Annotated in this window: 12 protein-coding genes; 2 read left to right on the top strand and 10 right to left on the bottom strand. The window is 61.9% G+C overall.

Translation table 11 applies throughout. The features are described from left to right. The first annotated feature begins 936 nt into the window (after positions 1-936). A complete protein-coding gene (locus tag A6764_RS08920) occupies positions 937-3,468 on the top strand; it encodes a cadherin-like beta sandwich domain-containing protein (RefSeq protein WP_264622485.1) in 2,532 nt (843 codons plus the stop codon). Between the two features lie 203 nt (positions 3,469-3,671). Here the strand turns inward: A6764_RS08920 and recG are convergent, their stop codons facing one another. The 6 genes from recG to A6764_RS08890 form a co-directional block, all read right to left on the bottom strand. Continuing rightward, positions 3,672-5,726: an ATP-dependent DNA helicase RecG gene (recG, locus tag A6764_RS08915; protein WP_065066768.1), complete on the bottom strand. Its 2,055-nt coding sequence runs from the start codon at positions 5,724-5,726 to the stop codon at positions 3,672-3,674. Beyond that, a complete protein-coding gene (sdaAA, locus tag A6764_RS08910) occupies positions 5,723-6,610 on the bottom strand; it encodes an L-serine ammonia-lyase, iron-sulfur-dependent, subunit alpha (RefSeq protein WP_264622484.1) in 888 nt (295 codons plus the stop codon). The genes recG and sdaAA overlap by 4 nt, the downstream gene beginning before the upstream one ends. A 30-nt stretch (positions 6,611-6,640) precedes the next feature. Beyond that, complete coding sequence (gene sdaAB, locus A6764_RS08905) at positions 6,641-7,306, bottom strand: L-serine ammonia-lyase, iron-sulfur-dependent subunit beta (protein ID WP_029100075.1); 666 nt, start codon at positions 7,304-7,306, stop codon at positions 6,641-6,643. A 131-nt stretch (positions 7,307-7,437) separates the two neighbouring features. Further along, the gene (locus A6764_RS08900) at positions 7,438-8,292 is read right to left on the bottom strand and encodes a DegV family protein (RefSeq protein ID WP_029100074.1); all 855 of its coding nucleotides are present in this window, start codon (positions 8,290-8,292) and stop codon (positions 7,438-7,440) included. 36 nt (positions 8,293-8,328) lie between these two features. After that, positions 8,329-10,023, bottom strand: coding sequence for a DAK2 domain-containing protein (locus tag A6764_RS08895; RefSeq protein ID WP_065066773.1), 1,695 nt, complete (start codon positions 10,021-10,023; stop codon positions 8,329-8,331). Between the two features lie 13 nt (positions 10,024-10,036). Continuing rightward, positions 10,037-10,402: an Asp23/Gls24 family envelope stress response protein gene (locus A6764_RS08890; protein WP_029100072.1), complete on the bottom strand. Its 366-nt coding sequence runs from the start codon at positions 10,400-10,402 to the stop codon at positions 10,037-10,039. A 250-nt stretch (positions 10,403-10,652) separates the two neighbouring features. Between A6764_RS08890 and rpmB the strand changes: the two genes are divergently transcribed. Beyond that, positions 10,653-10,841 carry a 50S ribosomal protein L28 gene (gene rpmB, locus A6764_RS08885; protein WP_081656570.1) on the top strand — a complete coding sequence of 63 codons (189 nt, stop codon included), beginning with the start codon at positions 10,653-10,655 and terminating at the stop codon, positions 10,839-10,841. Between the two features lie 250 nt (positions 10,842-11,091). Here the strand turns inward: rpmB and spoVM are convergent, their stop codons facing one another. From spoVM to A6764_RS08865, 4 genes are all read right to left on the bottom strand, one after another. Continuing rightward, positions 11,092-11,175 (bottom strand): stage V sporulation protein SpoVM, encoded by an 84-nt coding sequence (gene spoVM, locus A6764_RS08880; protein ID WP_035286689.1) that lies wholly within the window; start codon positions 11,173-11,175, stop codon positions 11,092-11,094. A 446-nt stretch (positions 11,176-11,621) separates the two neighbouring features. Beyond that, positions 11,622-12,188: an energy-coupled thiamine transporter ThiT gene (gene thiT / locus A6764_RS08875; protein ID WP_029100070.1), complete on the bottom strand. Its 567-nt coding sequence runs from the start codon at positions 12,186-12,188 to the stop codon at positions 11,622-11,624. A gap of 236 nt (positions 12,189-12,424) precedes the next feature. Further along, complete coding sequence (locus A6764_RS08870) at positions 12,425-13,147, bottom strand: amino acid ABC transporter ATP-binding protein (protein WP_029100069.1); 723 nt, start codon at positions 13,145-13,147, stop codon at positions 12,425-12,427. Then, on the bottom strand, positions 13,140-13,796 hold the full coding sequence (locus A6764_RS08865; RefSeq protein WP_029100068.1) for an amino acid ABC transporter permease: 657 nt from the start codon (positions 13,794-13,796) through the stop codon (positions 13,140-13,142). Before A6764_RS08865 ends, A6764_RS08870 begins: the two co-directional genes overlap by 8 nt. Position 13,797 lies beyond the last annotated feature (1 nt).

Raw genomic sequence — 13,797 nt, 5'->3', positions numbered from 1 at the left:
TTCGCCCGTGTTTTTCTCGTTTCCCTGTTGGCCTTGTTTCCCTTTTTCAGCGCTCCTCCGCCCGCTCATGCCCAAGCCTCGATCACGATCGACTCGCACGCGAACGGAGACCAAATCAAAGCGGGAACCATCCGGGTGTCCGGCACATACGTGGACGGTGCGCGACGTTCCTGGACAATCCGCTTAGAAATGGGCGGCAAAACCAGGGGGCTCCCCGCTTCGGGAGTCTAACTCTGTATCCGATTCGGCGGGGGAAGTGCCCGCCCGGAATGAAAGTCGGCATTCCTGCCTGATCCTCCGACATGCGCGGCCGATTTGCCTCGGACGCGTATGAAGCTCGGTGAAGCGCGGCGTCTTTGCTTCGGACAAAGGTGCCGGGGGGCCATAAAGCTGCTATGCCCAGGAGAACGCCTCGGCGTTGGCACGAATCCTCGGAAGAACGACCCGTCCGGCGGGGACATGGCGAGTCCCCTCCTCCCCGCGTCGCGCGGGGCAGTCGCGGAAGGAACTTCGTCCGCGTTCCTTCTGTTCCACTCCGGTAAGGGAATGGAGTTCCCCCGTCCATCCGACTGCGGGCGGGTGAACGGCTGACGGGTCAGAGAGGAGGGCTACGGCAGCAGATGCAAGGCTAGGGTACAGGGAACGTCGGAACTTCGGACGAAGATGCCAAGCGGGGCAAACCGCGATGCTTCGAAACGGCAGGAAATGGCCGTTGCATCCGAAGGACAGCAGCCCGTAGTAGCGAGGAAGCAGGGTAATGCCTGTGGAGCGAAGGGGCATAGCCATGCGCTCCGCTGGGGAGAACATGGCGGAACGCCGTGTGCGGTGAAAGCCGCATGCACGGTGTGACGTGGGGGAAAAGGGGATCCGCACGATGCGCACCCCGCGCAGGCGAGGACGCACCCTTACCTATCACGGTCGTACGAGCTAATGCTCGTGATCAACGCCGAGACACTCGCAGACGTTCACACGGACGATCCTGACGGAGACGGATCCGGCACGTGGTACTGCGACATCGACGCCAGCCGGTACGACGGACCCGTCGAGATCGCCGTGAAAGGCTGGGACGCGGGGACCCGCTACGGGGTCTGGTCCCCATTTGTCACGCTGCAGGTGGAGAATCCCGCGGCCAGCAAACCGGTCGTCACCATCGACAGCCCGGCGGATGGCACACAGGTGGACGGGGCGGTGATGATCGAAATGTCGGTGCAGGCGAAAAACCCGCTCTCCTCCGTGGAAGTGAGGATCGACGGAGGGAAATGGCTCAAGGCCAAGGCAGACGGTTCCAGCGGCCGCTACAAGTACCTCTGGAAGCCGCCGGCCGGAGCCTCCGGAACGAGCCGGATCGAAGCGCGGGCCAGCGACCGCCGGGGAAATGTCGGCACCAGCCTGACCACGTACGTCCGCCTTGGCGGCGCCGCAGCCGAACCCGTCACCGTGGAACCGCAGGACCGGGCCATCTGGATCTGGGAAAAAGCGTCGTACAACCTGTTTTACAACGACGGCTCCAAGGAGGTGCTGGACGCCCTGGCGCAGGACACCGCCACCTTCCAGTCGGATCCCGTCACGACGTTTTACCTCGGCATCGACCAATTGTACGGAACGCACGTGATGCGGGAAGCGCCCGAGAAGGTGCGGGCGTTCGTCTCCTGGGCCCACTCCAGGGGGTACAAGGTGCACGCGACCATCGCGGGCGGAACGATCCTGCCCTACATGGGCGCGTACAGCCGCTACCACGAGATCGCCGTCCGGACGATGGAAGACGTGATCAACTACAACCTCTCCGCCGCTCCCGACGAACGCTTTGACGGCGTCAACGTGGACATCGAGCCATACATTCTGCCCGATTTCAAAACCGCCCAGCCTTCCGTCCAGATTCAGTACCTGGACGGTCTCTCCAAGATGATTCAGCGAAGAGACGCTGCCGGGATCAACCTGCCGTTTGGCACCGTGATCCCCAGATGGTACGATTCAGCCGCCCAAGCGCAGAACATCCCCTGGAGGGGAACGGCGACATGGCTGTCCGAACACGTCCAGAACATCAGCGACTACGTTGCCATCATGGACTACCGGGACACGGCCGACGGATCGGCCGGCATCATTCAGGGAGCGCTGGGAGAACTGGCCTACGCCAATGCCATTGGCAAGCCCGGGTCCGTCGTGATCGCGGTGGAGACGCTGGACATCGCCGACGGGGGCGATCCCGAGACGATCACCTTCCGCGAAGAAGGGCGCACGCACATGGAAAGCGAACTGGACAAAGTGTACGCGGCAGTCGGGAGCGATCCGGCTTTCGCCGGCATCGCCATGCACCACTACGATCCGCTGCGCCAGCTCCCCTCCGACTGGGGGCCGGACCGGATCATGTGGGAGCCGCCGGCCGACGACAGCCCGCCTTCCGCTGTGAGCGTCCGGCCGACCGCCGCCGCGTTTGATCACCAGCGGATCGACGTCACCTTTGGCCGCGCCTTTGACAACACGGAAGTGGAGGAATACTACGTCTACCGCAGTACCGACAGCGGGTTTGAACCCGACGAGTCCAACCTGGCGGGCAGTACGAGAGGCCTCCTCTTCTCCGATACGGGGCTGCTGCCCAACACCACCTACTACTACAAGGTGGCCGCCGTCGACGTGAGGGGCAACCGGGGCCCCGCCTCGGACGAAACGTCGGCCGTCACCGGCGACACGCCGCTCGCGCCGATGGTCGTGCGCGGCATGGAGATCACCCATACCGGCACCAGCGCCAAGGTCAGCCTGCGGGTCGTCGACAAGGAGACGAACGCTCCGATCCCGGCCGCTATTGTCCACGGCCGGTTCGCGTACGGAGCCGGAAAATTTGTGGACATCGTGACGGATGCGGACGGCATGGCGTCGGCCACCTCCGAAGCGGTCGCCGCTGACCGGCAGGTGGACTTTATCGTGCGGCGGATCAGCTCCCCCGGATACTACTGGGCGAAAGCCTACGATGTGCGGGAGCCGCTGTCGGCATACGAACAGCAGGCGGAGACGCCGTCGGTACTGCCGGAGGAGGAGCATGCCGACGACGGGCCGCATCAGGAGGACAACGCCGCCGACGGCTCGCGTCAGGAAGGCAGCGCCGACGACGGCTCGCGTCAGGAAGGCAGCGCCGACGACGGGCAGCCTGGGCATCCCCTCGCCGGACTCCTCGCGCTGACGTTCGGCCAGGGCGAGTTAAGTCCCGTTTTTTCTCCGGACATCACCCGCTACACGCTCACCGTCGAGCGAGATGTAAGCGCTGTCAACATGACGGCTGCCGCTGCCCCGGAGACGGCGGTCGCCGTAAACGACGTGCCGCTGTCCGCCGAGCAGCCGTCCGTGGAAATTCCGCTGGACACCGACGACACGACGGTCGTAATCGCGGTCACCCCGCCGGGTGGCCAGACCGTCACCTACACGGTCACCGTCGTGCGCCAGGGGGCAGAGGCGGCCGCTCCTGCGGGTCCATAAATCCGCCGGTCCGTAAATCCACCGGTCCGTAAATCCACCGGTCCTCCTAAAAGAGAAAAAGCCTGCCGAGGGCAGACTGGGCAGGCTGCTGCGAGCGGCGCACTTCCCGGGTGAACGCCGCGGGACTGGCGCAACCACGGGCGGACAACGCCAACCCACCTGACCGCTTGCAGGCAGGTGGGTTGTGTGCCGCGCAGCCCGATCTAATCGAACACGATTCCGTCCAGCACGCCCTCGCGCTTCAAGTAGCCGCGCAGCCACGCGTACTGGTCGTCCCGCCAGAACCGCTCGTCCTCCACCAGGCGGGCCGTTTCCTGGCGGGCCACCTCCAGCGCCTTGTAGTCGCTCAACAGATCGGCCACCTTGAACTCCGGCAGGCCGCTCTGCTTGGTGCCGAAAAAGTCTCCGGGACCGCGCAACTCCAAATCGCGCCGGGACAGCTCAAAGCCGTCCGTGGTTTCGCACATGACGCGCATCCGCTCTTTGCCGATCTCCGTCTTGGGGTCGGCGATCAGGACGCAGTAGGACTGCTCGGAGCCGCGGCCGACACGCCCGCGAAGCTGGTGCAGTTGGGCGAGGCCAAACCGCTCGGCGTCGTAGACGATCATGAAGGTGGCGTTGGGCACGTTTACCCCTACCTCCACCACTGTCGTGGAGACGAGCACGGCGTACTCGCCGGCGAGAAACGCCTGCATCACGGCGTCCTTTTCCTTGGCGGGCAGGCGGCCGTGCATCAGGCCGATGCGGTATTCGGGAAAATACTGCGTGAGTTGGGCGTGAACGTCAATCGCGTTTTGCACGTCCAGCTTTTCCGACTCTTCGATCAGCGGGCAGATCACGTACGCCTGCCGCCCCTTGCGCAGCTCGCCGCGCATCTGCTCCAGCACGAGGTGAAACTGCTCGTGCTTGCGCCAGGTGGTTTCGATCGGCTTGCGGCCGGCCGGCATCTGATCGATCGTGGAGACGTCCATATCGCCAAAGGCCGTGATCGCCAGCGTCCGCGGGATGGGCGTCGCCGTCATGAAGAGCACATCCGGGGACAAGCCCTTGCTGCGCAGGATGCGCCGCTGCTCCACGCCGAAACGGTGCTGCTCGTCGGTGATGACCAGCCCCAGGTTGCGGAAAAAGACGTCTTCCTGGATCAGCGCGTGCGTGCCCACGACGACGTCGATCAAGCCCATCTGCAGGGCGGAAATCACGTCCCGCCGCCGCTTGGTCCCAAGCGAGCCGGACAGAAGCGCCACCTGGATGCCGTGCGGGGCAAGCAGTCCGGTGAGCGACTGCAGATGCTGCTCGGCGAGAATCTCCGTCGGCACCATCAGCGCTCCCTGATAGCCCGCCTTGACAGCGGCAAACAGGGCGATGGCGGCCACCACCGTTTTTCCCGAGCCGACATCTCCCTGCAGCAGCCGGTTCATCGCGTAGGGGGAGCGCATGTCGGCAAGGATCTCCCTGACGACCCGCTTCTGTGCGTCGGTCAGCGGAAACGGCAGCGAGGCGACGAACCGGCGCACGTCGTCCATCGGCACGTCCAGCGCCCTGCCCTCCGTCTGCTGCCGGGTGATGCGGCGCAGCGCCTGCATTTTCAACTGGAATAAAAAGAGTTCTTCAAACATGATCCGGCGACGCGCCTGCCGTCCGTCCTCGGCGCTCCTCGGAAAGTGAATCGCGTGAAACGCCTCCGCCCGCGGCATGAGCCGGTAGCGGGCGATGATGTCGGCGGGCAGGATCTCCGGAATCTCGGTCCCGTACTGCTTGAGCGCCTGCTGGATCGCCCTGCGCAGGAGCGAATGCGTGACGTCGCCGCCAAGCGGGTAGATCGGTGCCAGTTCGCCCCGCTTTTGCGCCCGGTCGGAATCCGCCTCCGTCATTTCGCTCACCGTGATCTGCAGCTTGTGCCTGTCCCATTTGCCGGTGACGAGAATCTCCTTTCCGGGGGACAGCCGGCTTTTGACAAACGTCTGGTTGAACCAGACGGCGGTCACCACCACTTTGTCGATGACCAGCTTGACCGCGATGCGAGACTTTCGCCTGCCGTAAAAACGAACAGAGGGTTCGCCGTACACCGTCCCCTGCAGCGTCACCCTCTCCCCGTCCTTTGCTTCTGTCACGTCGCGCACGCGGTAATCTTCATAGCGGGAAGGGAAATACTCCAGCAGGTCGCCCACGCTGTGTATGCCCAAACCGGCCAGCGCTTTTGCCCGTTCCTCGCCTACCCCGTGCAGAAGCGAGACGGGCGTTTGATACACGTCCGTCATTTTGCATCCAACCGCACGCCGAAAATCTTGGCTTCGATTTGCCGGCCCGTCTGGGTGGCGGCCAGACCGCCCTGCGCCGTCTCCTTCAGCGCGGTCGGCATGGAACAGCCGATGCGGTACATCGCTTCGATCACCTCATCCGTGGGCACGACGCTCTTGATCCCGGCCAAGGCCATGTCCGCCGCCACGGTCGCGATGGCCGCTCCCATCGCGTTGCGCTTGACACAGGGGACCTCCACCAGTCCGGCCACGGGGTCGCACACCAGACCGAGCATGTTTTTGAGCGCGATCGCGACAGCCTGAGCCGACTGCTCCGGCGTGCCGCCCGCCATTTCCACGATCGCCGCCGCCGCCATCGCCGTCGCCGATCCTACCTCCGCCTGACAGCCGCCGGCGGCGCCGGAGATGAAGGCGTTGTTGGCGATACAGTAGCCGATCGCTCCCGCCGTAAACAGGAAGTTGACCATTTCTTCGCGGCTCGGCTTCAGCCTGTCGGAGACGGCAAACAGCGTCCCCGGCACAATCCCGCACGCCCCCGCCGTCGGCGTCGCCACGATCGTGCCCATCGCCGCGTTTACTTCGTTTACGGCCACCGACATCGACACTGCGTTCAAGAGGGTCGGGCCGGAGAGAAACGGCTTGGTCTTCATGTATTCCTGCAGCTTCTTGGCGTCGCCGCCGGTCAACCCGCTGTGGGAGCGGATATCTTCCGTCAGGCCGCGCCGCACTGCCTTTTCCATCACGTCCAAATTGGCGTACATGTCGTGTAAGATCGCCTCCCGGCTGCGCTGGGAGACTTCCATTTCCGCCTCGATCATCACCTGGGAGATCTTTTTCCCTTGGGATTCCGCCAATTCCACCAGTTCGGCCACATTGCGAAACATGTTGTCGGGTTCACTCCTCTTCATCCCGCTTCAGCCAAGCGAAAGCAGGGAAACGTCAAAGATGTGGGGAATCTGCCTGATCTCGTCCAGCACCTGCGGCGATACCACCGCGTCGGTCTCGATCGCCATCAGGGCCCGCGAACCGCGGTCGTGCCGGGAGACTTCCATGTGGCCCACGTTGATGCGGTGCTGCGTCAGCACCTTGGCCACGCCGGCAATCATGCCGAAACGATCCTCGTGAAGCACCATCAAGGTCGGGGTGTCAAAGCCAAGCTGAAAGGAAAAGCCGTTGATCTCCGAGACTTCGATTTTACCGCCGCCGATGGAAATGCCGACCACTTCGATCACCTGATCGTCGTCGGCCAGCCGGATGCGGGAAGTGTTGGGATGGCCGGTCAGCTCGTCAGACGTCTTCACCTGTACGTCGACGCCCAGGTCTTTGGCAATCCTGAGCGAATCCTTCAGGCGCAGGTCGGACGTCTCGAAGTCGAGAATGCCGGCCACCGTCGCCACGTCCGATCCGTGTCCCTTGTACGTCTTGGCAAACGAGCCGTAAAAGGTGATCTCCGCCCGCTTCGGTTGACGGCCGAACAGCTTCCGGGCCACGCGGCCGATGCGGGCCGCGCCGGCTGTATGGGAACTGGACGGTCCGACCATGATCGGACCGATAATGTCAAACACGCTTTTGTATTTCACCCGGTTCTCCTCCTGAATGGCAAGGGGTCACATCAGCAAGATTCACTCTCATTGTATCGTACCACTTTCGAAAGCGCTACATGAAGGGAAAGTGAAAAACCTCCCTGAACTGCTCAGGGAGGCTGTCGCCTTTACGCTTTTATCATCATGACGGCTAATAGACCCGGTCCCGCGTGGGTGCCGACGATCGGGCCAATTTGCTGCAGGTAGGCATCGGCCACGTTGAACTCCTGCTTGATCCGCGCCAACTGCTCCGCCGCTTCGTCGGGGATCGCGCTGTGCAGCACGGCCACCTTGACCGGATCGTCGCCGGCATACTCCTTCAGCGTCTCCATGACGCGCGCCAGCGCCTTTTTCGTCCCCCGCACCTTGTCGTACGGTGCGACGTACCCGGCCGGGTCCAGCGTGAGGATCGGCTTGATGTTCAACAGCGAGCCGATCAGCGCCGACGCCTTGCCGATCCGGCCGCCTTTTTGCAGGTATTCCAGCGTGTCGACGATGAAGTAGACCCGGACCTCATCCAAAAAGTGGTCGATCATGTCCAGGATCTGCTGCTTGGACTTCCCTTCCCGGGCCGCCCGGGCCGCCTCCACGCAGATCATGCCGTAGACGAACGACGCCTTGCGGGAGTCGATCACCGTGATGTCCGCCTGTTCCTCCAGCATCGACCGGGCAATCAGCGCGGACTGGTACGTGCCGGACATCGCTCCGGACAGCATGATGGCAATAATCTGGACGTCTTTGCCGTGCGTGTCGATGATCGCCTTGTACGCCTCCACAAAATCGAGCGGCGACGGCTGCGACGTGGTCGGCAACGTCTCGGACTGCTTCAGCTTTTCGTAAAAAGCGGAAGCGGTAATGGTGACCCCGTCCGCGTAGGTCTCCTCGCCAAACATCACCTTGAGCGGCACGGACACGATACCGAGAGACTCGCGCAGCGATTGATCGATGTCCGATGCGCTGTCGGTCAAAATCACGATAGACATTTCGCGCAAAACTCCTCTCACAGCACACGGCTGCGGTTATTCCACGGAGAAGATGAACGGGTAGAGCGGCTGGCCGCCGACGAGGATTTCCACTTCCACGTCCGGATGCGCTTCAGCCAGCGCCTGCTGCAGTTCTTCGGCCTGCTCCTCCCCGGCCCCTTCGCCCAGAAAAACGGTCACGATACCCGTCTCTTCGTCGACGAGACGGTCCAAAAGCGCCTTGGCGCTCTCCAGCAGATCGGTGCCGGCGGTGACGATTTCCTTTTCGGCAATGCCGATAAAATCGCCTTCCTTGATCACCACATCCCCCATCCGGGTGTCGCGCACGGCGCGGGTGACCAAGCCGGTCTTGACCTGGCCGATGGCGGCGGTCATCGCCTGGGTGTTGGTTTCCAGGTCCGCTCCCGCGTTGAACGCCACCAGTGCGGCCATCCCTTGGGGAATGCTCTTGCTCGGAATCACGGCCACCGGCTTATCCGCCAGCGCGGCAGCCTGCTGGGCGGCCATGACGATATTGCTGTTGTTCGGCAGGATGATCACCTGCTTGGCGTGCAGTCCCTCCACCGCCTTGACGAAGTCTTCCGTGCTGGGGTTCATCGTCTGGCCGCCTTCCACCACGACGTGGACGCCCATGCTGCGGTAAATCTCGGCGATGCCGTCTCCGGCGGCGACGGCGACCAGGCCGTAGGGAAGCGGCTCCGCCGGTTGGGCTTTGGCTTCACTCACCTTTTTCTCCTCTTCACGGAGGATGTTGGCGTGCTGCTCCCGCATGTTTTCGATCTTGATCCGATGCAGGCTGCCAAACTGCTGGGCGTACTGCAGCACGCTGCCCGGGTGTTCGGCGTGTATATGTACCTTGACGATTTCGTCGTCGGAGATGACCAGCAGGGAATCGCCCATCTGGTCCAGTTGATGGCGGAAGACCGTTTCCGAAAACGGCTTTTTGTTCGGTTCCGTGCTGTTGACCAGCCGGATCATGAACTCCGTGCAGTAGCCGAACGTGATGTCCTCCGTTTTCAGGTGCACCTGCGCGCTGTGCTGCTCGTGCACCAGTTCGTCCAGATTGACCTGTGCAGCGGATCGTTTGGACTCTGCCTCACGCTCTTCCGCCGTCTCGCCGCGCAGGGCGCGGAGAAAGCCCTCGTAGACGAACAGCAGCCCTTGGCCGCCCGAGTCGACGACCCCCACTTCCTTTAGCACCGGCAGCATGTCCGGTGTGCGCAGCAGCGCAGCCTGCGCCTGTTCGTAGGTTTTTTCCATGACCAGCAATACGTCGTCTGTGGCGCGCGCCGTGCGAACGGCCATCTCCGCCGCCTCGCGGGCAACGGTCAAAATGGTGCCTTCCACCGGCTTCATGACTGCCTGATAGGCGGAATCCACCCCGGCCTTCAACGCCTCGGCGAACTGGCGGGCGCTGATCACGTCTTTTCCGCTGACCGCTTTGCTGAAGCCGCGGAACAACTGGGACAGAATGACCCCGGAGTTCCCCCGAGCGCCCATCAGAAGCCCCCTCGCCAGCGCGGCGGCCGCCTCTCCGATCGACGCCGATTCCCTGCGCGACAGCTCCTCCACTCCTGACGTGAGCGTCAAATTCATGTTTGTCCCCGTATCGCCGTCCGGCACCGGAAAGACGTTTAATCCATCCACCACTTTGGCGTTGCTTGACAGCAGCCTGGCCCCCAGATGAACCATCCGGCTAAACAGCACGCCATCGAGACGCGTATGTACCAACTGATGTTCCTCCTTACGAATCCCTGTCTGTACGGACTCCCTGTACATAGATATTAACCGCAGCCAAATCGACGCCAACCAACTGTTCCAGCGTGTACCGGACGCGCCGCTGCACGTTCCCGGCCACCTCGGAAATCTTCACGCCGTAGCTGACGATGATATGCATGTCCAGTACCACTTCACCGTTCTGGTTGTGGACGACGACGCCTTTACTCAGATTGTCCCGCCCCAACAGTTCGGCAATTCCATCTTTCAGCGCCTTCCGGGAAGCCATGCCGACGAGGCCGAACACTTCCATGGCGGCGCCCCCGGCAATCCGCGCAATTACTTCTTCTGCAACGTCAATTTTACCCAGAGGTGTGCTCATTTCCACTGTCATGCAAGGACTCCTCCTTTTTCAACGGCGTCGCCGTTCTAGTCAGGCACGTATATACCATGCTTCTCCCAATTCTACACCATGAAAAGCGAGAAATGAAGCGTTTTGTCGAACGCGGCGGGGGAAAGCGGAAGCCGGGCTTTTCCTCATGTCAAGTATTGCAATTGACAGGGGGGTGTGCTACTATAAGCAAGTGTTTGTATTTCTCACACCGGGTATCCCGTTTATATGCAGCTAAGGGAGGTGGATCGCAATGGCACGTCGCTGCTTTGTAACTGGCAAGTCTGGCAAAGCTGGAAACGCTCGCTCCCACTCCATGCGCGCTACTCGCCGCAAATGGGGTGTTAACGTTCAAAAAGTGCGCATTCTCGTAGATGGAAAACCGAAGCGCGTTTACGTCAGCACCCGAGCGCTGAAATCCGGTCTCGTAACCCGCGTGTAACGCGATACGGGACAACGCGAAAAAAAGCACCCGCGAGGTGCTTTTTTGCTTTTTCCCTGCTGTTTTCCCAACCCCTGAAAGCGGGGCGCTGCCTGCTCGCGCGTCGATCGCCCTGCATGAAACGTCCCGGAAACGACTGGCGCACCGCCGCGCGCAACCGCTTCCGGTCTCCCCTGCATAAGAACAGCTTCCCCGGGAAGACCGGCTTCTTCCGAGGGCGCCGTCAGATGTGTGCACAGCGATGCCGCTGTCACTTTTTCCGGTTGAACGCCTCAATGACGGCGCGAATCATGCCACCCAGGAACTTCGGCAACTTGATGGTGTAGAACCGCATGCGTACCCCTCCTTACCGAAATTACTTCACGTGATACAGATACCAGCCAGCCCCCACGAGGCCCAATCCCAACAGGCTATACCAAACCCACGGAGGTGCCGTGTACAGGAAAATGGTGATCCCTCCGACAGCCAACGCAACCCCGAGAACACGTCGCAAGGCGCCCCCCTGTCGCAGGCGAAAGGAGCGCAATCCCATTTACTGCCGCACCTCCTTCAGGCGTACTGTTCAAACGTGCATATTACATCATATTCCGCCGTGGGGCAAACATGTGTCTCCCGGTGTCGAAATGAAAAAAATTCAGGCAACTCGTTGCTGCCTGAATACCATATGCGGATAGCTCCGCCGATATGACCCTTTTTTCGCCCGTGTACGAAAATGGGCGCGGCACGCCGCCTCGTTCCCGCCGAGACGGCAGCCGAACCCGTCTGTCTCCTGGCGCTCCCTTACGCCATCCGCCTCCGTTCCCCCGCCGGAAACAGCAGGTGCGGCGCGCTGGTCAGCACCACCGTCAGCACGATGCCGGCAATGATCATCTCCGGCAGCAGATAGGTGATGTTGTAGAGGAACGAGTAGAGCGCGACCGGCGTCCCCTCCGGTGCGTATTGGCCGAACCAGACGATGCCGGAGATGAAGTGGCAGACAAACCGTCCGATCACGCCGACAAACAGGGCGCTCCACAGCGCCGTAATCCGCCTCGTCGCCCCCTGCAGACCGGACAGCGGGATCACGCCGGACAGTCCCAGGGCGGCAAACGCCAGCGGGTAGTCGAGCAGCACCTGAACGGGAGCAACGATCGTGCCCCCCAGCAGCGTTTGCAGCAGCCCGACGATCAAGCCGGTCACCACGCCCGGCAGAATCCCGCGCCGCACCGCGATGAGGGCGATCGGCACCATCACCAGGGAAACGGACCCTCCCTGCGGCATTTCCAACACCTTGATTTCGCTGAACACAACCGCAAGTGCTGCCATCATCGCCATTTCCAGCAAGACGAGCAGTCGTTGTCGAGCCATGCGCGTTCACTCCTTTTTACCCGAAGTACCAATGGAAAAAGACGGAAGCCAAAGAGCGGCTGCTGCTAATTCTAACGGAAGCGGTCCGGTCTGTCAAAATCGCAAGCAGAGAAAAAGCCGCGGAGCGCTTCTGGCCCCGCGGCTTCGTCCCTTGCGTCATGGTGTGCCCCGCTGTGTTTGCCCTCAAGCGGCGGCATCGTCTTGAACACGGTTTTGTCCGGGACAGCGTCTTGTCCTCACAGCATTTTTTCCAGGAACTGTTTGGCCCGCTCGCTGCGCGGACTGGTGAAAAATTCCGCCGGCGGCGCCTCTTCCACCAGCCGTCCCCCGTCGAGGAAGCAGATGCGGTCGGCCACTTCCCGGGCAAAGTTCATCTCGTGCGTGACGATCGCCATCGTCATGCCGGAATCGGCCAGCCCTTTCATAACCTCCAGCACCTCTTTGACCATCTCCGGGTCGAGCGCCGAGGTGGGCTCGTCAAACAGCATGATCTCCGGCTCCATCGCCAGCGACCGGGCGATGGCGACGCGCTGCTTCTGCCCGCCGGACAGCCGCGCCGGAAAGACGTCCGCCTTGTCGGAGAGGCCGACGCGGGCCAGCAGGTCCCGGGCCTTGGCTTCGGCCGCCTCCTTGGACACGCCCTTCACCTTGACCGGGGCGTAAGTCAGGTTGTCCAGCACGGTCATGTGCGGGAAGAGGTAAAAGTGCTGAAACACCATGCCGATTTTTTGCCGGATCTTCATCACGTCCGCCTTGGGGGCGGTAATCTCGTCCCCGTCGATGAAGATGCTGCCCTTCGTCGGGGTCTCCAGCAGGTTGATGCAGCGCAGCAGCGTCGATTTCCCCGAACCGGACGGACCGATGATCGCCACCACGTCGCCGCGGCCGATCTCGGTGGAGATGTCGTGCAGGACGTCGAGCGACCCGAACGACTTGCTTACGTTTTGAATCTTAATCACTGCGTCTGAGCCTCCTCTCCAGACCGTGCGCCAGCCAGGTGAGCAGCATGACCATTACGTAGTACAGCGCGCCGGCAATCAGGTACGGCTCGAAGTAGCGGAAGATCGTTCCCTTCACGATGTTGGCGTTCTGCATGATGTCGGCCAGCCCGATCGTGGAGACCAGCGCCGATTCCTTCAACAGCGCGATCGTTTCGTTCACCAGGGCGGGCAGGATGTTTTTCAGCGCCTGCGGCAGAATGATGTCGATCATCATCTGCCGGTACGGAACGCCAAGCGCCTTGGCCGCCTCCCACTGCCCCTTGTCGACAGCCAGAATCCCTGCGCGGATCGTCTCCGAAATGTACGCACCGGAGTTGAGCGTAAAGGTGAGCACGGCCGCCTCGAATTTGGAAATGTTATAGCCGAATATCTGCGGTGTCGCAAAATAGATGAACGTCAACTGCAGAATCAGCGGCGTGCCGCGAAACACCGAGGTGTAGGCGACCGCCAGCCATTTCAGTATGCGAATGTTGGAAATCTTGATCAGCGCCAGAATCGAGCCCCAGATAAACCCCAGCACGACCGAGAGGAGCGTTACCTGTAATGTGACCTTTATCCCGTTCAAGATAAACGGGATATAGGGCACAATTTGTGCAAAATCAAACATG

The organism is Brevibacillus sp. WF146, from assembly GCF_001673705.2.
Lineage (GTDB): Bacteria > Bacillota > Bacilli > Brevibacillales > Brevibacillaceae > Brevibacillus > Brevibacillus thermoruber.
Note: the sequence above shows the minus strand (reverse complement) of the source record. Positions and strands in the feature narration are given on the sequence as shown.